This window comes from Actinoplanes sp. TBRC 11911 (assembly GCF_012933445.1).
Lineage (GTDB): Bacteria > Actinomycetota > Actinomycetes > Mycobacteriales > Micromonosporaceae > Actinoplanes.
Genome location: NZ_JABBNC010000048.1, coordinates 1 through 26,850 on the forward strand (window position 1 = coordinate 1; position 26,850 = coordinate 26,850).

Sequence of the window (26,850 nt, forward strand, 5' to 3'; positions counted from 1 at the left end):
GTCATCTCCACTTCTGACGCTAGGTGACGAACGGGTGCCCGCCGTAGGGTCTTAGGTCCCCAAAAGATGGGTCTGCTCGTCCTCCGATGCGGCGCTGCCCCTGTCAGGCAGCGCCGCAGAATCGCTGGGGGAACGGCTCCCAGCACGCCGCCGGCGGCTTGTTCACCGGGTCAGCAGCACCTTCAGTGCTCCGGTGCGGGCCGGTTCGGCGAACGTGTCGTACGCCTGCATGAACTCGTCCATCTTGAACCGGTGGGTGACCATGTGGCCTAGGTCGAGCTGTCCCGCCTGGAGCATGCCGAGCAGCTTCGGGGTGGAGTACGTGTCGACCAGGCCGGTGGTGATGGTGACGTTGCGAATCCACAGGTCCTCGAGATGCAACGTGGCCGGTTTGCCGTGGACGCCGATGTTCGCTACCCGGCCGCCGGGGCGCACCAGTGTGGCGCACAGCTCGAAGGTCTGCGGCGTGCCCACTGCCTCCATCACGACATCCGCGCCCAGGCCGCCGGTTAGCTCACGCACGACCGTGAGTGGGTCGTCCTCACCGGCCGCGACGACCATGTCGGCGCCGAACATCTTCGCGGCCTGCAATCGGCTCTCGGCCATGTCGATCACCACGATGTGGGCAGGCGAGTAAAGCCGGGCGGTGGCCACGGCGGCCAGACCGATCGGGCCGGCCCCGACGATGGCGACGGTCTCGCCGGGCTGGACGTGGCCGTTGAGCACCCCGACCTCGTACGAGGTGGGCAGGATGTCGGCCAGCAGGACGGCCTGCTCGTCGGTGACCTGCTCGGTCAGTTTGTAGGTGGACAGGTCGGCGAACGGGATGCGGACGTGTTCGGACTGCACGCCGTCGATCCGGTGGCCCAGGATCCAGCCGCCGCCGCCCAAGCATTGCCCGTACGCGCCTTCGCGGCAGAACCGGCAGATGCCGCAGGCCGAGATGCAGGAGGCCAGTACCCGGTCGCCGGTGCGCAGGCCGGCGACGGCGCCGCCGATCTCGGTCACGGTGCCGACCGCTTCGTGGCCGAGCACGCGGCCGGGCTCGACTGCCGGCACGTCACCGCCGAGTATGTGCAGGTCGGTGCCGCAGATGGTGACGGCGTCGACCCGGATGATCACGTCGCGCGGGTCTTGAATTCGAGGGTCGGGGATCTCGGTCCACGACCTATCACCAGGTCCTCCGTACACGAGGCCTTTCATGGTTCCTCCTCAGCGTTTGTCGGTCTCTTCTCACGCTGGCCGTGAATCGGCCTCGTGACCAGGGACCTCTGGCCCTATTGAGCTGGTCGGATGCCGGGTTACCACCGAGAGAGAAGACCGACGCGAGGGTGAGGGCGGCGACCATGTCCCGGTATGTCTATGACTTCTTCGAAGGCCACAAAGATCGGAAAGACCTGCTCGGCGGGAAGGGCGCGAATCTCGCCGAGATGACCCGCATGGGCCTCCCGGTGCCGCCCGGGTTCACCGTCACCACCGAGGCGTGCCGCGAGTACCTGCGTACCGGGGACCTGCCAGACGGACTGTTCGGCGAGGTGGAAGAACATCTGCGACTGGTGGAGAACCGCCGGGGCAAGAGCTTCGGGGATCCGGCCGATCCGCTGCTGCTGTCGGTGCGTTCGGGTGGCAAGTTCTCGATGCCGGGAATGATGGAGACGATTCTGGACATCGGGCTCAACGACCACAGCGTGCTCGGCCTGGCCGCGCACACCGGCGACGCGCACTTCGCCTGGGATTCCTATCGGCGGCTCATCCAGATGTTCGGCAAGACGGTCTACGACGTGCCGGGCGAGGACTTCGACGCGGAACTGGCAAAGGCCCGAGCGGCAGCCGGCGGCGAGGAGCTCGGGGTGGCCGAGCTGGAAGACTTGGTCAACGCGTACAAGAAGGTCTTTTACGCGCACACCGGCCGAGCCTTCCCGCAGGCACCGCACGAGCAGCTGTACCTGGCGATCGCGGCGGTCTTCAAATCGTGGAACGCCGAACGCGCGGTGCTCTACCGGCGCCAGGAACGCATCCCGCAGGACTTGGGCACCGCGGTCAACGTGATGGCTATGGTCTTCGGCAATCGCGGACCGGACTCGGGCACCGGGGTCGCCTTCACTCGCGATCCGGCGACCGGCAGGCGTGGCGTCTACGGCGACTACCTGCAGAACGCTCAGGGCGAGGACGTCGTCGCCGGCGTCCGCAACACGATCAGCCTGACCGAGCTCGCCACGATCGACCCGGTCAGCTACCGGCAGCTGCTGTCCATCATGCAGCGCCTCGAACAACGCTACCGGGATCTGTGCGACATCGAGTTCACCATCGAGAACGGCAATCTGTGGATGCTGCAAACCCGCGTCGGCAAACGCACTCCGGCCGCAGCGTTCGTGATCGCGGCGCAACTGGCCGACGAAGGGGTGATCAGCCTGGACGAGGCGTTGCAACGGGTCAGCGGCGAGCAGCTCGCCCAGCTGATGTTCCCGCACTTCGACGACGCCGCCGCCCCAGCGCCGCTGACTACCGGCGTTCCCGCCTCGCCGGGTGCGGCCGTCGGTGCGGTGGTCTTCGACTCGGTTGCTGCCGCGGCCGCCACCGGGCCGGTGATTTTGGTGCGCCGGGAGACCAACCCGGACGACCTGCCGGGCATGATTGCCGCGCAGGGCGTTCTCACCGCGCGCGGTGGCAAGACGTCGCATGCCGCGGTGGTCGCCCGCGGGATGGGCAAGACCTGTGTGTGCGGCGCCGAGGACATTCACGTCGGCGAGACCGTCTTCACCGTGAACGGTCATATCGTGCGGGCCGGTGACGTGATCTCGATCGATGGCACCACCGGCCGGGTGTACTCGGGGGCGGTGCCGGTGAAGCCGTCGCCCGTGGTGCGTTACTTCGAGGGTGAACTGACGCCGCACGGCGACGTGCTGCTGTCCGCCGTCGAGCGCCTCATGATCCATGCTGACCGTAAGGCTCGGCTTGCGGTCCACGCCAACGCGGACACTGCCACGGACGCTTCGCGTGCCCGTCGCTTCGGAGCCACCGGAGTCGGGCTTTGCCGGACCGAGCACATGTTCCTTGGCGACCGGCGAGTGCTGGTCGAAAGGCTGATCCTCGCCGAGAACGAAACCGAACGAGATGCTGCTCTCGCGGCGCTGCTGCCCTTGCAGCGTACGGACTTCGAGGAGCTCTTCGCGGTGATGGACGGGTTGCCGGTGACCGTGCGCCTGCTCGACCCGCCGCTGCACGAGTTCCTGCCGCCGCTGGAGGACCTGACCGCTCGGGTGGCGCGGGCGGAGGCGCTTGGCGAGGACCCGGGCCGTGACGGCGAGCTGCTGATAGCGGTCCGCCGCATGCACGAGGCCAATCCGATGCTCGGGCTTCGAGGCGTACGGCTGGGGCTGGTTGTTCCTGGCTTGTTCGCGATGCAGGTCAAGGCGATCGCGCAGGCCGCGGCGGCCCGGGTTGCGGCGGGCGGCAATCCCCAGCCGGAGATCATGGTGCCGCTGGTCGGTGCGGTGCAGGAACTGGAGACCGTACGCCTCGAGGCCGAGGCCATCCTGAGCGAGGTAGTCGGCGCGCCAAGGATCCGGGTCGGCACCATGATTGAGGTGCCGCGAGCGGCTCTTACCGCCGGGCAGATCGCGTTGGAAGCGGAGTTCTTCTCATTCGGCACCAACGATCTGACCCAGATGACGTGGGGCTTCTCCCGCGACGACGTGGAGGGCGAGTTCTTCGGCCGTTACCTCGACCTGGGCATCTTCCCGGCGTCGCCGTTCGAGACCCTGGACCGCGACGGCGTCGGCGAACTGGTTCGTATGGCCGTCGATCGCGGCCGGGCAGTGCGCCCGGCACTGACCGTCGGCGTCTGCGGCGAACACGGCGGCGACCCGGCCTCGGTGCGGTTCTTCCACGAGTCAGGCCTGAACTACGTGTCCTGCTCGCCGTTCCGGGTCCCGATCGCCCGGCTTGAAGCCGGCCGCGCGGCCTGCGCCGCGGCCGGCTCGGACAGCCGCTGAAGGACCTTCGTCCCGCCCGTTCGGGACTTGACGCCCTGACCCGGTGGCCATTTAAAGCCTGACGATCAGAAGAAGATCGAAGGGAGAACGTCATGAGCCACCGGGACGTCATCACCGTCGGAACCGACGGCACCGAATGCGGCACCAAGGCCGTGCAATGGGCAGCTACCGAGGCGGAAAGCCGCCGGCTGCCGCTACGGATCATCTACGCGTACGACTGGGATTGGCACGAGTCTCGCTACGAAATCGGCACCGAATACGTCGACGTCGCCCGCCAGCTCGCCGACCAAGCCGCCAACGCCGCCTACCGGCAAGCCCGCGCGCTCGCGCCGCACGTCGACATCGAAGTAAACACGCTGATCGGGCACGCCGCCCCGCTTCTGATCGAAGCATCGCGAACAGCCGGGCTGATGGTCGTCGGCAGTCGCGGACGAGGCGGCTTCGCCGGGCTGATGCTCGGCTCGGTCAGCCGCCGCGTCGCCACGCACGCGAGCTGCCCGGTCGTCGTCGTGCGCGGTCGTCCGGCCGCGGACGGTCCGGTGGTGGTCGGTACCGACGACTCGCCGGCGGCCGATCTGGTGTTGGAGACCGCCTTCGAGGCGGCGGACCGGCAGGCGGCTCCATTGCTCGTCGTGCGGTCCTATCTGCCGGTGATCCCGCTGTGGCTGGCCAACGTCCGGCCTTCGGATGTGCCCACCGCGCAGCAGGACGAGAATGAGCGGACCAGTCTGGACGAGCAACTCGCGCCGTGGCGGGCGAAGTTCCCCAATGTCCCTGTAGAGGTGGTCCTCACCCACGTCAGTGCCGCAGCGGCCCTCGTCGAGGCCTCGCAGCGCGGCCGGCTCGTCATCGTGGGCAGCCACGGCCACGGTGTCGTCGCGGGCGCCCTGCTCGGTTCGGCCGGCCTGCAGCTGCTGCACCACGCCGACGCGCCGGTCATGATCGTCCGAGCGCGTCCGGAGGACTGATCGCAACCGAAGGCCCGGGGCTATCGCCTCGGGCCTTTTGCTGCGTGCGGAACCACGGTGAGCGGACAATGCACCCGACGCGCCGCCGCCCGCAATACGGCCGCCGAGTGCGCATCGTCCGGTTCCGCCACCACGGCAAGGCTGCAGTCGCGCGAGGCGGCGGTCAGCGTTATCGCCGCGTCCAGGCCGGGACGGGCCGACATGGTGTGCGCCACATCCGGGTACTTCTCCGCCCACAGCGCGATGGTGTCGCCCACGTGATCGAGGCCAAACCCGGCGACCAGGATGCGCAACGAAAGCGCGCGCCGATACGCCTCCTCGAAGGCGTATCGCAGCACGTCCTCGGCAGTCGGCGCCGCCAGGATTCCAGCCAGGATGGGACCGCCTGAGTTCGCCGGTCCCGTCCTCTCCCGGGTCATCTCATTTCCTTTTCGTGGCCTCGGGTCCCGATTCGAGATCTATCCCGCCGACGCCGGGCACCGTGCGGGCGAGGATCGCCACGATGGCCTGTTCATTGTCGTCGCTGAACGTTCCGGCGATCCGGGCGACGCCCTCTTCGACAGTGGCCGTCCATCGGGGGCTGTCGCCGGCGTACTCGTCGAGACGGTGCTGCACCTCGCGGGTGAGCACCTCGTCGCTACGCACCATCACACGCAGAATGTCGCGCCGGCTGATGATGCCCACCAGCACACCGTCGTCCAGGACCGGTACGCTCCGGACGTCGTGATCGAGCATGCTCTCGGTCACCTCGGCCACGTCAGCGCCGGGGTAGGTCTTCACGACGTATGGCGACATGACCTCGCTGACCACACTCGGCCGGTCCGCCGGGTCGAGGTCCGGATAACGCCGCATGTGAGCGGTCGGGTCCGACGCGACGTGGTGCCATAGCAGGTCGCTTTCACTGACCATGCCGAGCAGGTGGCCTTTGTCGTCGACCACCGGCAGAGCCGTCACCGCGTACTTGCCCATGAGCTCGGCCGCCGCCTCCACGGCGGTGGTCGGCTCGACCGTATGCACCGGGCTGCTCATGATGTCCCTGGCTCGCATGACGTCACCTCCCGGCCATCTGCATCGTCAGGTCGACGAGCCGGTTGGTGTAACCCCACTCGTTGTCGTACCAGCCGAACACCTTCGCCAGCCGGCCCTGCGACTGGGTCAGACGGGCGTCGAACACACACGACGCCGGGTCGCCGACGATGTCGGTGGACACCAGCGGGGCCTCGGCATACCGGATGATCCCCCGCATCTCCCGGCCGGCGGCGACGGCCACAGCCTCGTTGATCTGTGCTGCCGTGACCTCGGCACCCAGCTCGAGCGTGAGATCGCTGATCGAGCCGTCCACAACGGGAACACGCAGAGCGACACCATCGAGCCGACCGGCCAGCTCCGGAAGCACCAGGCCGACTGCCTTTGCCGCGCCCGTGCTGGTCGGGATGATGTTCACCCCGGCCGCGCGCGCACGGCGCGGGTCCTTGTGCGGCGCGTCCAGCACGTTCTGGTCGTTCGTGTACGCGTGCACGGTGGTCAGATAGCCGTGCTCGATGCCGAACGCCTCGTGGATCACCTTGACCAGCGGTGCGACGCAGTTGGTCGTGCAGGACGCGGCGGACACGATCTGGTGGTGCACCGGGTCGTAGGAGTCCGCGTTCACCCCGGGCACCAGGGTCGCGTCGACGCCCTTGCCGGGCGCGGAGATCAAAACCCGCTTGGCGCCGGCCTTGAGATGCAGTGCGGCGTCTTCCCGCGTACGCAGTTTGCCCGTCGACTCGATGACCAGATCCACACCAAGGTCCGCCCAGGGCAGCCCGTCCGGCCGCCGCTCGGAGAAGGTGGGGATCGTGTGCCAGCCGACGGTCAGCGTGCCGTCGTCATAGTCGACCTCGGCATCGAGGGGGCCGAACGTCGAGTCGTACTGCAGCAGATGGGCCAGAGTCGCGGCGTCGTACAAGTCATTGATCGCCACCACCTGAAGGCCCGCGTTCGCCAGCTTCTTGTCGCTGAGCCGGCGCAGGTAATTCCGGCCGATCCGGCCGAAACCGTTGATAGCAATTCGGTAGGTCATCATCGTCCTCCCACAGAGAAGTTCCTACCGTCAGCGTTGCGCCGAACCGCCCGGTCAGGCAGGGCCGAAGGTCCCGGCGCGCGGATCGACAGGGCGATAGCCCCCTCCGAAGTCGGGACTTTGGTCCCGGTCGATAGGGCGTTCAGGCCCCGGTGTTCCCGGCGCGGTTCCGGCAGTGTCGGAGTCAACGGGACATCGATAAGGAGGACACCATGACCACCACCGGCCGGGGCACCGCCGCCCACCTCGAACGGGTTGAGGCGCCCGGCTCCATGCTCACCACGAACGCCGCCAAGGCACTCGCCGTCCTGCGCATCTCGCTCGGCTTCGTCTTCCTGTGGGCGTTCTTCGACAAGACCTTCGGCTGGGGCTTCGCGACCCCGTCCGCCCGAGCCTGGATCAACGGGGGTTCCCCCACCAAAGGCTTCCTGTCCGGTGTCGAGGTCGGCCCCTTCGAGAACTTCTTCCACAACATCGCGGGCGACCCCTGGGCCGACTGGCTGTTCATGCTCGGGCTGCTCGCCATCGGCGTGGCCTTGATCCTGGGCATCGGCATGCGCCTGGCCGCCGTCGCGGCCACCGTGATGATGGCGCTGATGTGGTTCGCCGAGTTCCCGCCGGACCGCACCACCAGCGCCGGGGAACCGTCGATGTCCACCAACCCGGTCACCGACTACCACTTCATCTACGCCGTCGCCGCCATCGCCCTCGCGTTCACCTACGCCGGGCACACCTGGGGGCTCGGCCGCTGGTGGGCATCGCTCCCGCTGGTGCAGAAGAACCGTTGGCTCATCTGAAGTTTCGCGTAATGGCCGGTGGCCTCGGGGCCGCCGGCCATTCGCCGAATCGTGGAGAGGAGGAAGCCATGTGGAAACGTCAGCTCATCGCCATGGGATACGCCGCGCTGCTGCCGACGGTGTCCGCCGTGGTCACCGTGACCGTGGCCGCCGCGATCGGCGCGTTAACCCAACATCACCCTCACCGTTGAACATCGCGCGGGCGGCGACCCATTCGGGTTGCCGCCCAGTGCGCCGATCAGATCGATGGCCGGGCGCAGATGCCGCTCATGACGTCCTCCTCGGCTACGGGACCAGTACGGCCGCCCCGTTCACCCGGTCCGCGGCAAGGTCTACGAGTGCCTCCGCCGCGCGTTCCATCGGGTAAGGCGTGGCGGCGACGTGAAGATGGTGCTCAGCCGCGAACGCCAGCAGGTCGCGCCCATCCTCGCGGGTATTGGCGGTGACGCTGCGGACAGTCCGTTCCTGGAACAGATCGCGGTCGTAGTTCAGCGCCGGGATGTCGCTCAAGTGGATCCCGGCGATCGCCAGCGTGCCACCGCGGTCCAGGGCTTGTAATGCCACTGGGACAAGGTCGCCGACCGGCGCGAACAGCACGGCCGCGTCCAGTGGCTCAGGCGCCGCGTCATACGCGCCCGCGGTTGACGTCGCACCGAGCTTGAGCGCCAGCTTCTGTGCCTGCAGTGATCGGGTCAACACGTGTACACGGGCACCCCGGGCAAGCGCCACCTGGGCGGTCAGATGCGCTGACGCACCGAAACCGTAGATGCCGAGAACGCCGTGCTCCGGCAGGTCCGCGCGGTGTAACGCCCGGTAGCCGATAATGCCGGCGCACAACAACGGAGCCAGTTCGACGTCGGAGTAACCGTCGGGAAGGGTGTAGGCGAAGTCGGCGCGCACGGTGGTGTAGTCGGCATAGCCACCGTCGACGTCCCAGCCGGTGTAGCGCGATGCGGGGCACAAATTCTCGGCACCACGCACGCAGTAGCGACAGGTTGCGTCGGTCTCTCGCAGCCAGGCGACACCGACCCGATCGCCCGGCTTGAAGGTGGTCACCCCTGCGCCCAGTTCCACGACATGACCGACGATCTCGTGCCCCGGCACGACGCCGCGGCGATGCACCGGGAGGTCACCGGAGACCACGTGCAGGTCGGTCCGGCACACCCCACATGCGTCGACCGCGACGAGAAGCTCACCGGGAGCGGGGCGAGGTGCCGTCATCGCCACCCGCGTCATGGCCCGGTGGATGTCGGGGCCTGGTGCCTCGACCTGCCAGCCGTACATTCCTCGCACCTCCGGTCCGTGCACGGTCCGGATCAAGTAGCGGCCCACCGGCGGGGCGCTCTGGCAACCCGCGGCGGCAGGGGGCGCTGATCGGACACCGAACGGTCGCGCCGAGCCGCCGTCCAAGGCTTTCGCCAAGGTACCGGTGGGCTTCATTGCCATCGTCGCCCGTGGTGTGCGGATCCGACCAGGGCCATTGGTCCCGACCCGACGGCTGGGACGTTCGGACCTCGAGGACGCGTCATCGGACCCTGGTTGCCGGACCGGAACGGCCCTGATCGTCGAGGGAGGTATTCCGGCGAGGCCACCGCGACTATCCGGGTCGTGAACTGAGAGGAGGCATCGTGAACCGCTATCCCGTACGGGTCGAGGCGCACCCCGATCCGAGGCTGAGCCGCTGGCTTTGGCTCGTCAAATGGCTGCTGCTGATCCCGCACTACATCGTTCTGTTGGTGCTATGGACCGGCCTGGTGGTGCTCACCCTGGTGGCCTACCTGGCCGTGCTGGTCACCGGCCGTTACCCGGAGCCGGTGCGCGCCTACAACATGGGCGTGCTGCGCTGGACGTGGCGCGTCGGCTACTACGGCTACCAGGCCCTCGGCACCGATACGTACCCGCCGTTCACGCTTGCGGACGTGCCTGACTATCCGGCGCGCCTCCGACTTGAGTCCCACGAGCAACCGAAGCGCTGGCTGCCGCTGGTCGCGTGGTTGTTCGCCTTCCCGCACTTGGTCATTCTGGGTGCGCTGGCCGGTGCGGCGACCCGGCGTGATGGCGCGCCGGTGAGCGTGATCGCGGCCGTGCTGCTCGTCGCCGCGCTGGCGCTGCTGTTCACCGGCCACTATCCGCGTGGGCTGCATGATCTGCTGGTCGGCATGGCCCGATGGGGGCTGCGGGTGATGGCTTACCTGATCCTGCTGACCCCTTACCCGCCGTTCCGGCTGGATCAGGGCGAAGCCGAGCCGGAGCCGTCGCCGGACCCGCCGGACCGGGCGCCATCGCCGGCCGCGTCCGCGGGCGGTTACGTCTTTGCGCTCGTGGCGGGGGTACTGCTGCTCGCTCCTGCCGCCGGTCTTGGCGTCGGCGACGGCGTGCTGCTCGGCTTGGATGCCGCCCGTGATCGAGCGGGGTACGTCACCAGCCCAACCTTGGCCCTGAGCACGAGCACCGCGGCGATCACCGCGGAAAACCTGACCATCACCGACACCGACCTGTGGACGCGGGACGTCGCCGACGTCGGCGGCCTGCGGGTGACTGCCCGCTCGGCGAACGGCCAGGACATCTTCGTCGGCATCGCCTCGCAAAGCGCGGTTGACGGCTGGCTGGCCGGAACCGCGCACGACGAGATGACCGGCCTGGTCTCCGGCACCGCCCGGTATGAGCGCGCACCCGGCGTAACACGAGCGGTCAGTGACCCGGCTACACAGTCGTTCTGGGTCGCCACCGCCAGCGGATCCGACGAGGTGACGATGCGGTGGGACGTTACCGACGGCCGGTACGCCGTGGTCGTCGCGAACGCCGACGGCTCACCGGGCGTCGTGGCGAACGTTCATGGCGCGATCCAGGTGCCCGATCTGACCGCGATCGGCGCCGGCCTGTTGGCGGCCGGCATCATGATCGGTTTGCTGTCGGTCGGGTTGATCGTGCTCGGTGGCGTCGGTCTGGGTCGCAGGCACACCCCACCGCCTCCGCCGGTCGGCGGACCCGGCGGCCGGGTGCCAGAGCAACTGCCGCCGGTTCCGGCCAGCAACTGATCTGAGCGGGTGGTCCCGGCACCGAGGGGCGATGGCGCCGGGACCACCCGCTCAGCGACCGGCGCTCGCACTCCACGCTGCTCTCGCGCCGGAGTCGCCGATGCGGTAGATGCCGAACACACCGGCCGCGGCCACGATGAGCGCCAGCACCGCGACCAGGCTGGTCACGGCGGTCGAGCGGGGCGCGAGGTAGGTGTGGCCGCCGGGTGAGGCGACCCGCTCTTCGCGGGTTCGCCACCACACGACCAGGGCCAGGACAGCGATCGGGATCGCGTAGTAGATGGCCGTGTCACCGAGCTCGGTGTGGTGGTTCAGCAAGGCCGTCTGGGGCACGCGGTTCTGCAGCCATTCCCCGGCGCTCGTGGTGACCGGCACGAGCACCACGACGAGTAGGGACAGAATCGCGTTGGGGCCGGCCAGCCGGCGCCGGGCCGCCGGCGAGACAGCGGTCAGCGCCAGGAGGAAGGCGGCCAGTGGCAGCAGCACGACGACGGCGTGCACTAACAGGACGTGGGCGGGCAGCCCGTTCACGGTGGTCACGGCCCGGACGCTAGGAGACGATTCTTCGAGTTCTCCCAGGTGCGTCGAGGACAATTCCCGTACGGGTGAAGGAGGTATGGGTGACCAGCGTGCTGGTCGTCGAGGACGATGGTGAGCTCGGCGAGCTCCTGCTGCGCCTGCTCCGGCAGGCCGGGTATGCCGCCGCCCTGGCCCGCGATGGGCAGGCCGGGCTGCATCTCGCCCTCACCAGCCGCCCCGACCTGCTGATCGTCGACCGCCGCCTGCCCGCGATCGAGGGGCTGGACCTGATCGGGCGGCTGCGCCGGGCCGGGCTGCAGGCGCCCGCCATCGTCCTGACGGCGCTCGGCACTGTCGCCGATCGGGTCGCAGGGTTGGACAGCGGCGCCGAAGACTACCTGGTCAAGCCCTTCGAGGTGGACGAGCTGCTGGCCCGGGTGCGCGCCTTGCTGCGCCGTCGGCCGCCGGTCGACAACTGCCTGCCGATCGGCTACGCCGAGTTCGACCTGATCACCCGTACGGTGACGGCTTCGGACGGGCGTGTCACGACACTCTCGGGGCGGGAGAGCGATCTTTTGCGGTTGCTCGCCGGTAGCCCGGCCCGGGTGTTCAGCCGTGGCGAGATCGTGAGCCGGGTCTTTCCGGAGTCGGCGACCGAGTCGCTGGCCGACACCTACGTGCACTACCTGCGCCGCAAACTGGGCGCCGGCGTGGTGACCACGGTCCGCGGCACCGGCTACCGGCTCGGCACGCTGTGAACCGGGCGGACCCCGATCGGCTGCTGCTGCGCCGGGCCCGCCGGACGCTGGCGCTTCAGAATGCCGCGGCGATCACGCTGGTCCTGTTGATCGTGGGAGCCGTGGCATTGATCGTGGTCAGCCACAGCGGCCGCCGGGCGCTGGAACGTTCGCTGCAACGCACCGCGGCCACCGAGGAGGACGTCACCGATCCGCCCATCGGCAGCTGGATCTTCCGGTTGGACGCCGCCGGACGACTCCAGGCGACACCGGGTGCGCCGGCGGGCTTCCCGGATGTGGCGGCGCTCCGGGATCCGGGCGGGCTCAGCACTAAAGAGATCGACGGCACCACGTATCTCGTCGAAACCCGGCGCAAGGGCACTATGACCGTGCAGGTGGTGGGGAGCTTGGCGGCGTCGGAGGCGGAGCGGCGCCGGCTTCTCGTAGCGCTCGGTGCCGCCGAGGTGCTCGGGCTGGGCGTTTCGGCCGCGGCCGGGATCCTGCTCGCCCGGCGTGCGATCGCACCCCTCGGCGACGCGCTCGCCCGGCAGCGCCGGTTCGTCGCGGACGCCGGGCACGAGCTGCGCACCCCGCTCGCCCAGTTGCATACCCGCGTCCAGTTGCTGGATCGCGACATGCGAGCCGGTGCCACAGCCGAGGACATCGGGGCGGACGTGGAGCACCTGCTGGCCGGGACGAGACAGCTCGGCGACGTAGTGGACGACCTGCTGCTGTCCACCCAGCTGCCGGCCGTGGACAGCGTCGGCGAGGAGGTCGACCTCGCGGTCCTCGCCGCCGGGGTCGTCACCTCGATGAACGACCGGGCCAGCCAGCTGGGCGTTGAACTGGTTCTCGAGCCGGACCCGGACCAGCCCTCGCTGGTGCGGGGACGCCCGACCGCGCTGCGGCGGGTCGTGACCGCCCTAGTAGACAACGCGTTGAGCCACACGGCGGCCGGCGGGCACGTCGCGATCGAGCTGCGCACGGACGACGGTCGCGTGACCATGGTCGTCCGCGATGACGGCAGCGGCTTTGACCCGGCCGACACTCAGCGGATCTTCGACCGGTTCGCCCGCGGCCACGACGACCGTCACCGCTTCGGGCTGGGACTCGCCTTGGCGCGCGAGGTGGTAACCGGACATGGAGGCACGATCGAGGCTGCGAGCACCCCGGGACAGGGGGCGGTCTTCACCATTCGCCTGCCCTCGCTCGGCTGACCTTCTGGGAATTTTCCCATTTCAGCGGGCAACGCTTCAGCGGTGAGAGCGACCCCTCCGCTTCATAGGAAATCCACAGGTTCCGGACGGCCCATCGGCAGGTTTGCCGTCGATGGTACGGAGATGGCAATCACCACCGTCACGATGGCGCGCGCCGCAAGCGACCGCCGGGCCACGCCCCAGTGGTGGGCCGACGCCGCAGGGCTCACGGCCGGCGTGACCCTGCTGATTGTCACAGCGCTGTGGGTATCCGGCGGCGGCGTACGGCAGCTCATCGGCGGCGGCGCGGATGCCGTCTCGTCGGCCGGGCGGCTGACCGGGCTGTGGTCCGCCGACCTGCTGCTGCTGCAAGTGCTCCTGCTGGCCCGCATCCCGCTGGTCGAGCGCGCGTTCGGCCAGGACCGCCTGGCGCGCTGGCACCGGTGGACCGGCTTCACCTCGTTCTGGCTGATGATCGCGCACATCGTGCTGATCACCCTCGGCTACGCCGGCGCCGCACATGCCAACGCGTTCGCCGAGCTGTGGGAGATGATCTGGACCTATCCCGGCATGCTGCTCGCGACCGCCGGCACACTCGCGATGATCATGGTGGTGGTCACTTCCATCCGGGCGGCGCGACGCCGGCTGCGCTACGAGTCGTGGCACCTGCTGCACCTCTACGCGTACGTCGGCGTCGGACTGGCCCTGCCGCACCAGCTGTGGACCGGCACCGACTTCATCGGCTCGCGCGCCGCGACGGCGTACTGGTGGACGCTGTACGCGGTGGCGGCCGGCGGAGTCGTGGCGTACCGGATCGTCCTGCCGCTGTGGCGCAATCTTCGCCACCGCCTGGTGGTCGACCGGGTCGTCCCGGAGGGCCCCGGGCTCACCTCGATCTACCTGACCGGCCGGCGGCTCGACCGGCTGCCGGTGCGCGCCGGGCAGTTCTTCCATTGGCGGTTTCTCGACGGTCCCGGCTGGTCGCGCTCGCATCCGTTCTCGCTGTCGGCCACCCCGAACGGGGCGGGGCTACGGATCACGGTGAAGGATCTCGGAGACGGCAGCGCTCGGGTCGCCGCGCTCAAGCCGGGCACGAAAACGCTGATCGAAGGGCCGTACGGCAAACTGACCGGCGAGTCCCACGCGGGTGGTCCGGTCGTCATGATGGCGTGCGGCATCGGCATCACGCCGCTGCTGGCGCTGCTCGGCGAACTGTCGTACGCCCCAGGTTCGGCCACGCTGATCTACCGCGCCCGTACCGAAGCCGAGATCGCCTTCCGCGGCGAGATCGACTGGTTCGCCGCCCAGCGCGGGGTCCGGGTGATCTATCTGTTCGGATCCCGGGCACGCCGGCCGTCGTGGCTGCCCGCGCAATACGCCAGTCACACCGACGCCGACGCGCTGCGCGCGATGGTCCCCGACATCGTCCATGCCCACGTGTACCTGTGCGGCCCGGAAGCCTGGACCGACGCCGCGCGGACGGCGGCCCGCACCGCCGGCGTGCGCGCCGAGAACCTGCACACCGAACTGTTCGCCTGGTAGGGAGCCCCATGCGCCGGATCACCCTGTGGATGTTCTCCACCGTCGCCGCCCTGGTCCTGTTGTTCAGCTACCGGACCAGCACCGGCGGCAGCGGCAATGCTGCCGCCGAGCCGATCACCTTGACCGTCCCGTCGGCCCCGGCCACGAGCGCGTCCCCGGAGACGACCGCGCCCAGCGCATCGAAACCGACGTTGGGGACGAAGACCTACACCGGATCGACGGCGAACACGCGCTGGGGTGACGTCCAGGTCGCCATCACCGTCACTAACGGCAAAATCAGCGACGTACAGGTACCGGTCTATCCCAACGGCAACGGCCGCGACGAGGAGATCAACGGGTACGCCCTGCCGATCCTGACGCAGGAGACCCTGTCCGCGCAGAACGCGAACATCGACACCGTCTCGGGCGCCACCGTCACCAGCGACGGGTACCTGCAGTCGCTGCAGTCCGCTCTCGACGCCGCCCACCTGTCATGACGACCGAAACACCGGTCCGGCGTGCTTGGGTGCAACAGATCATGGGCTTGCCGATCAGCGTCCACATCCGCAGCCGGCACCTCGCGCCGACCATTGACGACTGTGTCACGGCTCTTTTCGCCGATCTGCGCCGCATCGACCGAGTGTGCAGTCCGTATCGCGACGACAGCGATCTAGCCCGCTGGGCGCGCGGCGAAGCGGTGACCGACCCGCTGTTGAACGACGTCGTGCGGCTGTGCGACGAGGCGCACGAACGCACCGAGGGATGGTTCGACCCGCGAGGCCTGCCCGACCCTCGCGACGGCCACCCGCGCTACGACCCGTCCGGGCTCGTCAAGGGCTGGGCGGTCGAGCGTGCCGCGCGGCACCTGGCCGACCTTGCCGGTCATGGGTGGTGCGTCAACGCCGGTGGCGACATCCTCGTGTACGCCCCCGATGACCAGCCACCCTGGCGAATCGGCATCGAGAACCCTCTCGACCCGACACGGGTCATGCAGGTCGTCGACCTCCGCTCCGGGGCGGTGGCTACCTCGGGCAGCACCCACCGCGGCAGCCACATCATCGACCCGCATACCCGGCTGCCCGCTGTCGCATGCCGATCGGTCACGGTCACCGGCCCCAGCCTGCTCTGGGCCGACGTGTACGCGACCGCCACGGCCGCCCGCGGGACGACGGCGGTGGAATGGCTGCACGGTGTCGAGGCGTACGAAGGCCTGCTCGTCACCGTCCGCGGCCTGGTGCGTGCCACCGCTGGATGGCCCGGGCACCAGGTCGGGTCGTAGGGCTGGACGCCTGATCCTCACGACCTTTGACGCGCGATGTACACCGGACTGTGCGCATGATGCAGCAGATGGAGACCGGTCGATCCGATCAGGGTTCCGCTGAGCACGCCGCGTCCACGGGTTCCGACGACCACCAGTTGCGCGTCGGCCGATGCCGCGACCAATGTGGCGGCCGGGTTCTCATGCGTGAGCAAGATACCAACCGGCACGTCGGGGTTCTTGTCCCGCCACGGCGCGAGCTGCTCGTCCAACCGAGCGCTCTCCTCCGCCTCGGCGCCCACCACGTCCGGGTCACCGGGCCACAACGGAAAAGACCGCACCGCCAGAACCGCGGTACCTCGCCCGGCTGCCTCCTCGAACGCCACGTCGAGCACGTGATCTGCAAGCGGCGAGTCGTCGACGCCGACAGCGACCGGCCCATCGACAATGTCGCCCCGGCCCCGGACCACGACTACCGGGCAGGCGGCGTGCGTCGCAACGCGCTGGCTCACCGAGCCCAGCAGCAGGCTGCCGACCCCACCCCGGCCGCGACTGCCGAGCACCAGCATCTCAGCAGTGCTGGACTCGCCGAGCAGCCGCGCGGTGGCGTGCCCGATCAGCGGATCGCCTTCGATCTCCAGGTAGGGCGCGATCGACAAGGCGGCCCGGACGGCGTTGCCGGTGATGGCCTCGGCCACGCGCTGGGCCTGGTTCAAGTAGTCGTTTCTGTAGTCGTAGCGTGCCTCGCTCCAATCCCAGTCGAAGACGTGCACCACGCGCAGCGGTAGGTTGCGGCGCTCGGCCTCGCGGGCCGCCCACGTCACGGCGGATCCGCTCGATTCGGTGCCGTCCGCGGCGACGACGATGGCTTGGCGTTTCATGGCGGCTCTCCTCTCGCCTCGATCGTCGGGCGGCACGGAATCCGACGAAAGTGCCGGAAGCCCTGTTCAGAGTGGTCCTTCGGAGCGTTGACGCTGTCGAAACAGGGACCTCTGGCCCTAACCGGCGGGACCGGTGCCCGGCCAGGCTGGAGGGGGAACGTAGGAGGAGCCATGGGCAACGCCTGGCGCGGATTCCGCGGCACCGGCTGGCGCGAGACGATCGACGTCGCCGGGTTCATCCACGACAACATCGAGCCGTACGCGGGCGGACCGGAGTTTCTGACCGGCCCCACCCACCGCACCGAGCGGATCTGGCGGCAACTACAGCGGATGTTCGTCGAGGAGCGCCGCCGCGGGATCTACGACGTCGACGCCCACACCCCGTCGACCATCACCTCGCACGCGCCCGGATATATCGACCGCGGCCACGAGTTGATAGTCGGCCTGCAGACCAGCTCCCCGCTGCGCCGCGCGATCATGCCGAACGGTGGTCTGCGCATGGTGCAGGCCGGGCTGGCGGCATACGGGTTCAGCCTCGATCCGACCGTGCAGACGATCTTCAGCCAGTACCGCAAGACGCACAACGACGGTGTTTTCGACGCCTACCCCGCAGATGTGAAGGCCGCCCGACGCTCGCACATCATCACCGGACTGCCCGACGCTTACGGGCGGGGCCGGATCATCGGTGACTACCGGCGCGTGGCGCTTTACGGCGTCGAGAGGCTCATCCAAGAACGCCGCGCCCGCAAGACTGCTCTCGACGCCGACCTGTCGTCCGAGACGGTCATCCGCGACCGGGAGGAATTAGCCGAGCAGATCCGCGCGCTGGAAGAACTGCGGTTCATGGCCGACCGGTACGGCTATGACATCTGCGGGCCGGCCACCACCGGACGCGAAGCGATCCAATGGCTGTACTTCGCGTATCTGGCCGCGACCAAGGAACAGAACGGCGCCGCGATGTCGCTCGGGCGTACGTCTTCCTTCATCGACGTCTACCTACAGCGCGACATCGCCGAAGGCCGGCTCACCGAACAGCAGGCGCAGGAGCTCATCGACGACTTCGTCATCAAGCTGCGCATCATCCGCTTCCTGCGCACCCCCGAATACGACGAGCTCTTCTCCGGCGACCCGACGTGGGTGACCGAGTCGTTGGGTGGCATCGGTTGCGACGGGCGGCCTCTGGTCACCCGCACCAGCTTCCGCTACCTGCAGACCCTCTACAACCTGGGACCGGCACCGGAGCCGAACCTCACCGTGCTCTGGTCGCCAGCACTGCCCGAGGGCTTCAAGCGGTTCTGCGCGCAGGTCTCGCTCGACACCAGCGCCATTCAATACGAGAACGACGAGCTGATCCGCCCGGCGTACAGCGACGACACCGCGATCGCCTGCTGCGTATCGGCCATGCGCGTCGGCAAGGACATGCAGTTCTTCGGTGCTCGCGCCAACCTCGCCAAGGCCCTCCTGTACGCCATCAACGGTGGCCGTGACGAGATGACCGGCGATCAGGTTGCGCCTTCGCGGCCGCCGATCGCCGACGACGTACTCGATTACGAGACGGTCGTCGAGGCGTACGGGGAAATGTTGGATTGGCTCGCCGAGACCTATGTTGACGCGCTCAACGTCATCCACTACATGCACGACAAGTACGCCTACGAACGGCTCGAGATGGCACTGCACGACTATCCGGTGCACCGGTTCATGGCGACAGGCATCGCGGGACTGTCGGTCGCCGTGGACAGTTTGTCCGCCATCAAGTACGCCCATGTCAAGGCGCTGCGCGACGAGAACGGCCTGGTCGTCGACTACGCGATCGACGGTGATTTCCCGACGTTCGGCAACAACGACGATCGTGCGGACGAGATCGCGGTCGACCTTGTCTCGCGGTTCATGGAGAGGATCCGGCGGCAGCCTACCTACCGCGCGTCCGAGCCGAGCATGTCGGTCCTGACTATCACTTCAAACGTCGTGTACGGCAAGCACACCGGGAACACGCCCGACGGGCGGCGAGCCGGGGAACCGTTCGCACCAGGCGCGAACCCGATGAACGGGCGCGATCGTCATGGTCTCGTCGCGGCGGCTCTGTCGGTGGCGAAACTGCCGTACCGGTCGGCGCGCGACGGGATTTCGCTGACCTCCTCGGTCACCCCGGATGGACTCGGCCACTCCCGTGATGAACGCGTCACGAACCTGGTCGGAGTCCTCGACGGCTACACCGACGCCGGCGGCTTCCACCTCAACGTCAACGTGCTCGACCGGTCGACCCTACTCGACGCCATGTCCCATCCGGAGAGGTACCCGCAACTGACCATCCGGGTCTCCGGATACGCGGTCAACTTCGTCAAGCTGACCGTCGAACAGCAGCGCGACGTCATTTCCCGCACGTTCCACGGTTCGCTATGACCGTCACCGGCAGCCTGCACTCCTTCGACGTCTCAACCGGTGTCGACGGGCCGGGAACGCGTTTCGTCGCGTTCCTGGCCGGCTGCCCACTGCGCTGCCAGTACTGCCACAGCCCGGACACCTGGTTCCGTCGCAGCGGCCAGCGCGTCTCGGCCGATTCCTTGCTGACCGAGGTGCGCCGGTACGAGCGCTTCCTGAAGGTCGCCGGCGGCGGGGTCACGATAAGCGGCGGCGAGCCGTTGCAGCAGGCCGCGTTCACCCGCGACGTCTTGCGAGGTTGCAAGGAGATGCGACTGCACACCGCCCTGGACACCAGCGGCTTCCTCGGCGACCGAGCCGACGACGGGCTGCTCGACGCCACCGACCTCGTGCTGCTCGACATCAAGTCCGGCGTCCCGGCGACCTACCGCAAGGTGACCCGAACCGGGCGGCTGTCACCGACCGTTCGATTCGCACACCGCCTCGCCGATCGCGGCATGCCGATCTGGGTCCGTTTCGTATTGGTGCCCGGCCTGACCGACGATCGCGCCAATGTGGACGCGGTCGCAGATATCGCGGCATCCGTGGCGACCGTCGAGCGGCTCGAGGTGCTGCCCTTCCACCGGCTTGGAGCGCCCAAGTACAGTTCGCTCGGCCTGCCCTTCGCACTCGCCGATACGCCGGCTCCGAGCGAGGCCCTGCTGCAACGGGTGCACAGCCAATTTCGCGACCATGGGCTGACGGTGTACTAATTAGCCACGATCGCTACGCCTGAAACGGTTAGGCGTCATCTGGTCAGTCGAAGATGATGATCGACCTCGGCCGGATTGGCCGCGCGCCATGGCGTCAAGCGCCGTGCCGGCGTCGCGTAACCCGATGGGGGTGAATTCTGGCAGGATGCCGTGCGCCGCGGAGAAGGCGAGGGTGTCGCGAGCGTCGTGCGGTGATCCAGAGGGGTTGATCATCGTGTGTGGCCGGCGCAGAGCCATGGCTTCGGTGGGAAGGATGAGCGGATCGGATCCATACCCGCAAAGTACGAGGGTGCCGTCGGGTGCGAGTCCGGTGAAGGCCGCCGTGGCAGCCGCGGTGGATGGCGACGCGTTGAGGATCACGTCGGCGCCGCCGTGCCAGGCTTTCAGTGCCTCGGCCGGGTCGGAGTCCTGGGTGGAGATGAGAAGCTCGTCGCCTGCCTGCTTGCCCGATGCCAGATCCCTGTCCGAGCGCCCGATGACGGCCACGCGGGCTCCCATGGCGGCGGCGTAACGGATCGCCAGCATGCCGAGACCCCCAGCGCCGATGACCGCGACGCGGGACGTGGGCCTGATCCCGGCGCGCTGCAGGGCGTTGAAGGCGGTCAGGCCCGCGCACATCAACGGAGCCGTGCCGACCGGATCCAGGCCCTGCGGCAGCGGCGTCACGAAATCGGCCTTGAGGACGGCGTACTCGACGTAGCCGCCGTCGATCATGATGCCGGTGAAGTGCTTCTGCGGACACAGGATCTGGTCACCGCGTACGCAATAGTCGCAGTGTCGGCACGAGTCGCCCAAGATCTGAGCGCCGACGGCAGTACCCACGTCTTGCCCGTACGCGATGGGCCCGTCACTGGGGCCTCTGGTGACCATACTCGCAGGTCAGGCGGGGGTGGCAACCTCAGCCGTGGGGGTGTTCGCCGAGCAGCCGGGTGGCGAGTACGGCCGCCTGGGTACGGCGTTCCAGGCCGAGTTTCGCCAGCAGGCTCGACACGTAGTTTTTGACCGTCTTCTCGGCGAGGAACATGCGCCCGGCAATCTCGCGGTTTGTCAGGCCCTCGGCCACGAACTCGAGGATCCGGCGTTCCTGGTCGGTCAGCGCGGCCAGCTCGCGCGGCTGCTCCACGCCGTGCCGGATCCGCTCCAACACCCGCTGAGTCAACGCGGGGTCGAGCAGCGATTGGCCCTGGGCGACCCTGCGCACGGCGTCGATCAGGTCGGTGCCACGAATCTGTTTCAGCACGTAACCGGACGCGCCCGCCATGATCGCGGCGAACAGGGCCTCGTCATCCTCGTACGAGGTGAGTATGAGCCCTTTGATCGACGAGTCGATGGCGCGCACATCCCGGCACACATCGATGCCGTTGCCGTCGGGCAAGCGCGCGTCCAGGATCGCCACGTGGGGCCGCAACGCCGGGATGCGGTGCGTCGCCTCGACCGCGGAGCCGGACTCGCCGACCACCTCGATGTCGCCGGCCGCCTGCAGAAGATCGACCAGACCGCGGCGGACCACCTCGTGGTCGTCCAGCAAGAAGACTCGAATCACTTCCTCTTCCTACCGCTGTGCGGCCTCTGTACCAAGGGCCGAAAGTCCCGCCGGGCGTGTTTCGCGCCGGTCGCGCCGCTAATCTCGACTACGTGGACGAAGAACCGGTCGCGAGCGACCGGCCATCGCTGGGCTTGCGGCCGCTGTCCCGGGTCCGCCTGGATGAGCTGCTGACCGAGATGCTCGACCGGGTCGGCGAGGTCATGACCAGTCGAGAGCGTCTGCGCGCGCTGCTGGACGCCGTTGTCGGGATCGGCAGCGATCTCGACCTGCGCAGCACCCTGCAACGCATTGTGGAGTCAGCGTGCGCGCTGGCCGGGGCCCGCTACGGCGCCCTGGGCGTGATCGGGGCCGACCGCACCGATCTGATCGACTTCATCACCCACGGAATCGATCCCGCCACACATGCGAAGATCGGCGATCTGCCGCACGGCCGCGGCCTGCTCGGCCTGCTTATAACCGACCCGCACCCGGTACGCCTGCCCGATATCAAAAAGCACCCAAAATCGTATGGATTCCCCCCAAACCACCCGCCGATGCACAGCTTCCTCGGCGTTCCCGTCCGCACGCGCGACCAGATCTTCGGCAACCTCTACCTAGCCGAGAAGCAAGGTGCCCCGGAGTTCAGTGACGACGACGAGGAGATCGTGGTGGCGCTGGCCGCTGCGGCGGGCATCGCGATCGACAACGCGCGCCTGTTCGCCCTGGCCCGCCGCCGGGAGCAGTGGCTGGCGGCGACCGCGGAGATCACCAGCGTGCTGCTGGGCACGGTACGGCGTACGGAAGCGTTGCGGCTGATCGCCCGGCGCGCTCGTGAGGTCTCCGGCGCGGGTCTGGTCATGGTACTGCTCTACAACGCCGACAACGCCCGCCACACCATCGAGGTGGTCGACAGTTCCGACACCGCCATACAGAGCCTCGTGGGGAAGACGATCGCGGTAGACAGCACCGCGGCAGCCGAGTTCGGCAAAGAGAAGTATCGAATCGTCGATGACCTGCAGAACTCGGCCAACTGGCCCGGACCCGTGCCGGCCACCGCGGCGCTGGCCGCCCCATTGGCAGTATCCGATATGTTGCAAGGCGTTCTCATCGTGACGGCGGCGGACGGACGACCCGCGGGCGACGAGGACGCCACTTTGCTGTCCAGCTTCGCCGGACAAGCCGCGCTCGCGCTGGAACGTGCTCGTGCCCAGGAGGAGCGCGAGCAACTTGTCGTGCTGGAGGACCGAGAGCGTATCGCCCGCGATCTGCACGACGTGGTCATTCAAAGGCTGTTCGCGACCGGCATGCATCTGCAGGGAGCCGTGCCACACGCCGGCAAGTCCGAGGCGGCCAAACGCATCAACGCCGCCGTCGACGACCTTGACGCCACCATTCGCGACATCCGCCGCTCGATCTTCGAACTGCGTGCCCCGGCCGGACCGTCGCTGCGCGCCGAACTACGCGAGACCGTCGAGGCGGCAGCACCGGCCCTCGGCTTCGTCCCCGTGGTGGACACCACGGGTCCCGTGGACACCGCCATCCCCGATGACATCGTTCCGGAACTCCTGGCGGTGCTGCGAGAAGCGCTGTCGAACGTCGCCCGCCACGCCGGCGCACGGACCGTGCGCGTGTCCTTGCGCGCGACCGGCGACGAGATGTTGCTACGGGTCGAGGATGACGGCGTCGGCATCGATCCCGCGCTGGCCCGCGGCGGAATCGCGAACATGGGCGAGCGCGCACACGACCTGGGTGGCTCGTTCGAGGTCGGTCCGGCACCGGACGGCACCGGGACGATCCTGACCTGGCGGGTCCCCCTCAGCGGCTAGCCTGCCGAAGGAGTTCGTCCACGACATCGGTCAGACGTTCAACGCCCCGAGCGATCGCGAAGAGCGCCCGGTCATACTGCGGATCTACCGCATCCGGCGCCCCCATGAGGATGTCCAGATTCCCTACGATCGATGCCAATGGGGTTCTGACCTCGTGGTTGAGCGTGATGACAGCCTCGTCATCGAGTCGCACGACGCAGCTTTTCAGCATTGAGTCCATGGCCTCTCCGATCAGTCCATGCGGCGGGGGTCCACCGCGACAGCTTGACCATCGGTCAACTGGCGGACGTGCATGAGGAAGGTTCACCGGGTCAGGACCTAGGTCCCGAACGGGACAGGCATCGGGAATCATCGACGGATATCTACCCTCCGGGACGGGCCGTCTTGACCGGCCGATTGGGGACTTTCGGCCCTGATCGTCGAAGGACGCCAGCGGCACCGTGAGTGGAGACAGCACACACGGAGGTTCTCGCCATGACACCGCTCGAAGAGGCCGCTCGCGCCGCGCAACATGCTCCCTCGGTCTTCAACACCCAACCCTGGAGCTGGCGCCTGACCGGCAACGCGCTTGAGCTGTACGCCGACCCGTCGCGGCAGCTCACCACCGCGGACCGGGACGGCCGCCTGCTGCTGATCAGCTGCGGCGCCGCCCTCCATCACGCGCGGACGGCGTTGAACGCCGCAGGCTGGTCCGCCACGGTCGAACGAATGCCTGATCCCGCGAAAACCCAGCTCCTGGCCCGTATCCGGCTGCTCCACCCGGTGCCGCCCGATCCCGAGGCACAGCGGATGGCCGCCGCCATCTACCACCGGCACACCGACCGGCGCTCGTTCGGCGACCGCGAGGTCACCGAATTCGAACTGACCAAGCTGCGGCGCTTCGTCGAATTTGAGGGCGCCTACCTGCACGTCGTGCGGCCCGACCAGATCGCTCAGCTGGCCATCTCCGCCGAACTGGCGGCCGGCGCCGAAATCGACGACCCTGACTACCGCGCGGAACTGTACCGCTGGACTCACCGCCCGTCGTTCACCGGTGACGGCGTGCCGCCGGCGACGGCTGTGAAATCTGAACTTCGCCGAGTTCCCATACGCGATTTCGCGCCCGATGAAACCGCCGGGCTCGACGCCGGGGGTGCCCACGACCAGGGCGCCGCCTACGTCGTCGTCTTCGGCACCGGTGATCAGCCGGTGGACCTGCTGCGCGGCGGCGAGGCCCTCTCCGCCCTGCTGCTGCTGGCTACCGCCGACGGGCTCGCAACCGCGCCGCTCAGCGACGCCGTCGAAGTCGAGTGGCCGCAACACCTGCTGCGCGGGCTGCTGGCCGGAATCGGTGAGCCGTACATCGCCGTCCGGCTCGGCTACCTCCCCGTCGGGCAGGATCCAGCGCCGCTGGCACCGCGCCGCGATCCCCGTGACGTCATCACCATCATCGAATAGGAGCGGGCGGGTGTCTGCCTACTACGAGAAGGACCTCGTTCAGGCCGCGGAGGCCGGCATCCAGGCGCCCTCGTTCAACAACAGCCAGCCATGGCTGTTTCGGCTCCGCGACGGCGCGATCGAGGTCCATGTCGACCCCGGACGGCGGCTCAGGTACCTCGACGAGCGGGGGTGGGCGGCCCGCCTCGCTTGCGGTGCTGCGACATACAACGCTCGCCTCGCCCTGGCCGCCGCGGGCCGGCCGGCGAGCGTCACACTCCACCCGGACCCGGACGATCGCGACCTTGTGGCCCGGCTTACGCCCGGCCCACCCCGTCCACCGACCTATGCCGAACGGGACCTGCACGCGGCGATCCCGCGCCGCCACAGCAACCGAGGCCCGTTCTGGCCTGCCCAGGTTCCGACCGTGACACGGGTGCGGCTGCTCGACGCCGCCCGCGACGAGGGGGCTTGGCTCGACCTGCTGGTCGGCATGACGGCGCTGACCGCGTTCTCGGAAATCGCGCAGGGCGCCGATCGGGTGCTCCGCCGCGACACCGCCTACCAGATGCAACTGGCCGGATGGACGCACGTGAACGGCGCCCGCGACGGCATCCCGGTGACCGCCGGAGCGCCGCTGCCGGAACCGCAGGACCTGCTCCCGCAACGCTTCTTCAACGACCGGCCACGGGCGCCCGGCCGCGACTACGAGCCGGAGCCGCTGGTCGGCATCCTCGGCGTCTCCGGCGACCAGCCGATCGACCACACCGCAGCCGGGCAGGCCCTGCAGCGGGTACTGCTCACCGCCACCGACGCCGGCCTGGACACCTCCATGATCAGCCAGCCGATCGAGGTGCCCTCCGCGCGCGAACAGCTGCGCCGGTCGCTGGGCCGCACGGGTTGGCCGCAAATCACGATTCGGTTCGGCTACGGCACCCCGGGCCACTCCGCCCCACGGCGCGACGTGGCTGATGTCGTGGAAATCGACGAGGACGGAGGAGAGGCGTAGCCATGACAGCAGAACCCTCCGCTGCGCTCGGCCAGGCCGCCATCGTGGCCGGGCGGGCGCCGTCGCTGCACAACAGCCAGCCGTGGCATTGGACCGTCGGCAAGGACTCGCTCGAGCTGCGCCTCGACCCCCGGCGGGTCTTGCGGGCCACCGATCCGCAGGCCCGTCTGGCGATCCTGAGCTGCGGTGCGGCCCTGCATCACGCCCGCTTGCAGCTGGCGGCGGACGGCTGGTCCGCCGACGTCATCCGGACGCCGGGAGACCCGTTGCTGCTGGCCCGCCTCCAGCTCCGCGGGCGCACATCGACCGACAACGAGGCCGCGCGTCTGCTGCGGCAGATTCCCCGCCGGCACACCGACCGCCGAGGCCATCCCGGCGCGCCGATCGATCTGCACCGCGTGCAAAGCATCTGCCGGGCCGTGCGCGGCGAGGGGGCGGATCTCACCAAGCTCTTGCCTCGGCAGCTGTTCGTGCTGGCCGAGGCGGCCGAGAAGGCTCAGGAGGTCGAGGCGGCTGATCCGGAATGGCAGGTCGAGGTCGCCGCATGGGTGGGCGGCGACCGGCCGTCACGCACTGGCGTGCCCGCCACCGCCCTACCCGCTGACCCGTACCTGCTGACCGCGCCCGTGCGCACCCTGCGAGGTGCCGGGACGGTGCTGATCGAGCAGTCCTACCAGCATTCCGCCGTTTTCGCCGTCCTGCACACCGTTGACGACGACGGGGTCGACTGGTTGCGGGCCGGGGAGGCATTGTCCGCCGGATGGCTGACCGCGACCGCGCTCGACGTGGCCGTCCTGCCGCTGAGCGTCGTCACCGAGGTCGCCGGCAGCCGGGACCGCATCAGCGGACTGCTGAACTGGTCCGGCTACCCGCACCTGGTGTTGCGGCTGGCCATGGAAATGGCCGGGGAGGTGCCGCCGGCCACTCCCCGTCTGAGGCCCATCGAGTTCATCACGTACGCCTGAGCGCCG

At 68.7% G+C, this 26,850-nt stretch carries 26 protein-coding genes; 16 read left to right on the top strand and 10 right to left on the bottom strand.

Annotation, left to right across the window (positions count from 1 at the left end; all coding sequences use genetic code 11):
• Positions 1-162: 162 nt before the first annotated feature.
• On the bottom strand, positions 163-1,203 hold the full coding sequence (locus HH310_RS39515) for a zinc-dependent alcohol dehydrogenase family protein (protein ID WP_169180891.1): 1,041 nt from the start codon (positions 1,201-1,203) through the stop codon (positions 163-165).
• A gap of 143 nt (positions 1,204-1,346) precedes the next feature.
• Here HH310_RS39515 and ppdK point away from each other — a divergent pair, with 143 nt between their 5' ends.
• Both ppdK and HH310_RS39525 read left to right on the top strand, forming a co-directional pair.
• Positions 1,347-3,995 carry a pyruvate, phosphate dikinase gene (gene ppdK, locus HH310_RS39520; protein WP_169180892.1) on the top strand — a complete coding sequence of 883 codons (2,649 nt, stop codon included), beginning with the start codon at positions 1,347-1,349 and terminating at the stop codon, positions 3,993-3,995.
• A 92-nt stretch (positions 3,996-4,087) separates the two neighbouring features.
• Entirely contained in the window at positions 4,088-4,963 is an 876-nt protein-coding gene (locus HH310_RS39525) for a universal stress protein (RefSeq protein ID WP_169180893.1), read from the top strand.
• 20 nt (positions 4,964-4,983) lie between these two features.
• On the opposite strand, the gene HH310_RS39530 is transcribed toward HH310_RS39525, so the two are convergent.
• Genes HH310_RS39530 through gap form a run of 3 tightly spaced genes read right to left on the bottom strand, consistent with a single transcriptional unit; the run spans position 4,984 to position 7,025 of the window.
• Positions 4,984-5,382 carry a hypothetical protein gene (locus HH310_RS39530; RefSeq protein ID WP_169180894.1) on the bottom strand — a complete coding sequence of 133 codons (399 nt, stop codon included), beginning with the start codon at positions 5,380-5,382 and terminating at the stop codon, positions 4,984-4,986.
• Position 5,383: 1 nt separating this feature from the next.
• The gene (locus tag HH310_RS39535) at positions 5,384-6,010 is read right to left on the bottom strand and encodes an HPP family protein (RefSeq protein ID WP_169180895.1); all 627 of its coding nucleotides are present in this window, start codon (positions 6,008-6,010) and stop codon (positions 5,384-5,386) included.
• A gap of 4 nt (positions 6,011-6,014) precedes the next feature.
• The gene (gene gap / locus HH310_RS39540; RefSeq protein WP_169180896.1) at positions 6,015-7,025 is read right to left on the bottom strand and encodes a type I glyceraldehyde-3-phosphate dehydrogenase; all 1,011 of its coding nucleotides are present in this window, start codon (positions 7,023-7,025) and stop codon (positions 6,015-6,017) included.
• A gap of 212 nt (positions 7,026-7,237) precedes the next feature.
• On the opposite strand from gap, the gene HH310_RS39545 reads away from it, so the two are divergent.
• Both HH310_RS39545 and HH310_RS45100 read left to right on the top strand, forming a co-directional pair.
• Positions 7,238-7,822 (top strand): DoxX family membrane protein, encoded by a 585-nt coding sequence (locus HH310_RS39545; protein WP_169180897.1) that lies wholly within the window; start codon positions 7,238-7,240, stop codon positions 7,820-7,822.
• Positions 7,823-7,890: 68 nt separating this feature from the next.
• Positions 7,891-8,013, top strand: coding sequence for a hypothetical protein (locus HH310_RS45100; RefSeq protein WP_282438658.1), 123 nt, complete (start codon positions 7,891-7,893; stop codon positions 8,011-8,013).
• Positions 8,014-8,107: 94 nt separating this feature from the next.
• Here HH310_RS45100 and HH310_RS39550 read toward each other — a convergent pair whose 3' ends face one another.
• Positions 8,108-9,106 (bottom strand): zinc-binding alcohol dehydrogenase family protein, encoded by a 999-nt coding sequence (locus tag HH310_RS39550; RefSeq protein ID WP_169180898.1) that lies wholly within the window; start codon positions 9,104-9,106, stop codon positions 8,108-8,110.
• A gap of 344 nt (positions 9,107-9,450) precedes the next feature.
• On the opposite strand from HH310_RS39550, the gene HH310_RS39555 reads away from it, so the two are divergent.
• The gene (locus HH310_RS39555) at positions 9,451-10,860 is read left to right on the top strand and encodes a DUF4389 domain-containing protein (protein ID WP_169180899.1); all 1,410 of its coding nucleotides are present in this window, start codon (positions 9,451-9,453) and stop codon (positions 10,858-10,860) included.
• 51 nt (positions 10,861-10,911) lie between these two features.
• Here HH310_RS39555 and HH310_RS39560 read toward each other — a convergent pair whose 3' ends face one another.
• On the bottom strand, positions 10,912-11,400 hold the full coding sequence (locus tag HH310_RS39560; protein WP_169180900.1) for a DUF2231 domain-containing protein: 489 nt from the start codon (positions 11,398-11,400) through the stop codon (positions 10,912-10,914).
• 80 nt (positions 11,401-11,480) lie between these two features.
• Here HH310_RS39560 and HH310_RS39565 point away from each other — a divergent pair, with 80 nt between their 5' ends.
• The 5 genes from HH310_RS39565 (at position 11,481) to HH310_RS39585 (ending at position 16,112) form a co-directional block, all read left to right on the top strand.
• Entirely contained in the window at positions 11,481-12,137 is a 657-nt protein-coding gene (locus HH310_RS39565; protein WP_312034628.1) for a response regulator transcription factor, read from the top strand.
• Positions 12,134-13,333 (top strand): HAMP domain-containing sensor histidine kinase, encoded by a 1,200-nt coding sequence (locus HH310_RS39570; RefSeq protein WP_169180901.1) that lies wholly within the window; start codon positions 12,134-12,136, stop codon positions 13,331-13,333. Before HH310_RS39565 ends, HH310_RS39570 begins: the two co-directional genes overlap by 4 nt.
• 123 nt (positions 13,334-13,456) lie before the next feature.
• Complete coding sequence (locus HH310_RS39575; protein WP_169180902.1) at positions 13,457-14,854, top strand: ferredoxin reductase family protein; 1,398 nt, start codon at positions 13,457-13,459, stop codon at positions 14,852-14,854.
• Positions 14,855-14,862: 8 nt separating this feature from the next.
• Positions 14,863-15,330 carry an FMN-binding protein gene (locus tag HH310_RS39580; protein WP_169180903.1) on the top strand — a complete coding sequence of 156 codons (468 nt, stop codon included), beginning with the start codon at positions 14,863-14,865 and terminating at the stop codon, positions 15,328-15,330.
• A 29-nt stretch (positions 15,331-15,359) separates the two neighbouring features.
• Positions 15,360-16,112, top strand: a complete 753-nt coding sequence (locus HH310_RS39585; protein WP_169180904.1) for an FAD:protein FMN transferase — start codon at positions 15,360-15,362, stop codon at positions 16,110-16,112.
• Positions 16,113-16,129: 17 nt separating this feature from the next.
• Here the strand turns inward: HH310_RS39585 and HH310_RS39590 are convergent, their stop codons facing one another.
• Complete coding sequence (locus tag HH310_RS39590) at positions 16,130-16,972, bottom strand: universal stress protein (protein WP_169180905.1); 843 nt, start codon at positions 16,970-16,972, stop codon at positions 16,130-16,132.
• Positions 16,973-17,143: 171 nt separating this feature from the next.
• Here HH310_RS39590 and pflB point away from each other — a divergent pair, with 171 nt between their 5' ends.
• Together pflB and pflA are read left to right on the top strand one after the other, a co-directional pair.
• Positions 17,144-19,372 carry a formate C-acetyltransferase gene (gene pflB, locus HH310_RS39595; protein WP_169180906.1) on the top strand — a complete coding sequence of 743 codons (2,229 nt, stop codon included), beginning with the start codon at positions 17,144-17,146 and terminating at the stop codon, positions 19,370-19,372.
• Positions 19,369-20,103: a pyruvate formate-lyase-activating protein gene (gene pflA / locus HH310_RS39600; RefSeq protein ID WP_169180907.1), complete on the top strand. Its 735-nt coding sequence runs from the start codon at positions 19,369-19,371 to the stop codon at positions 20,101-20,103. The genes pflB and pflA overlap by 4 nt, the downstream gene beginning before the upstream one ends.
• On the opposite strand, the gene HH310_RS39605 is transcribed toward pflA, so the two are convergent.
• Together HH310_RS39605 and HH310_RS39610 are read right to left on the bottom strand one after the other, a co-directional pair.
• Positions 20,104-20,973, bottom strand: a complete 870-nt coding sequence (locus tag HH310_RS39605) for an alcohol dehydrogenase catalytic domain-containing protein (protein ID WP_169180908.1) — start codon at positions 20,971-20,973, stop codon at positions 20,104-20,106.
• Positions 20,974-21,001: 28 nt separating this feature from the next.
• Entirely contained in the window at positions 21,002-21,646 is a 645-nt protein-coding gene (locus tag HH310_RS39610; protein WP_169180909.1) for a response regulator transcription factor, read from the bottom strand.
• Positions 21,647-21,825: 179 nt separating this feature from the next.
• On the opposite strand from HH310_RS39610, the gene HH310_RS39615 reads away from it, so the two are divergent.
• On the top strand, positions 21,826-23,454 hold the full coding sequence (locus tag HH310_RS39615) for a GAF domain-containing sensor histidine kinase (protein ID WP_169180947.1): 1,629 nt from the start codon (positions 21,826-21,828) through the stop codon (positions 23,452-23,454).
• Here HH310_RS39615 and HH310_RS39620 read toward each other — a convergent pair.
• Complete coding sequence (locus HH310_RS39620) at positions 23,444-23,674, bottom strand: histidine kinase dimerization/phospho-acceptor domain-containing protein (protein ID WP_169180910.1); 231 nt, start codon at positions 23,672-23,674, stop codon at positions 23,444-23,446. The genes HH310_RS39615 and HH310_RS39620 overlap by 11 nt on opposite strands.
• A 254-nt stretch (positions 23,675-23,928) precedes the next feature.
• Between HH310_RS39620 and HH310_RS39625 the strand changes: the two genes are divergently transcribed.
• From HH310_RS39625 to HH310_RS39635, 3 genes are read left to right on the top strand one after another with little or no spacing between them, the layout of a single operon-like run.
• Positions 23,929-24,891: an Acg family FMN-binding oxidoreductase gene (locus HH310_RS39625; protein ID WP_169180911.1), complete on the top strand. Its 963-nt coding sequence runs from the start codon at positions 23,929-23,931 to the stop codon at positions 24,889-24,891.
• Positions 24,892-24,901: 10 nt separating this feature from the next.
• Positions 24,902-25,879: an Acg family FMN-binding oxidoreductase gene (locus HH310_RS39630; protein WP_169180912.1), complete on the top strand. Its 978-nt coding sequence runs from the start codon at positions 24,902-24,904 to the stop codon at positions 25,877-25,879.
• A 2-nt stretch (positions 25,880-25,881) separates the two neighbouring features.
• Positions 25,882-26,844 (top strand): Acg family FMN-binding oxidoreductase, encoded by a 963-nt coding sequence (locus HH310_RS39635; RefSeq protein WP_169180913.1) that lies wholly within the window; start codon positions 25,882-25,884, stop codon positions 26,842-26,844.
• The last annotated feature ends 6 nt before the right edge of the window (positions 26,845-26,850 follow it).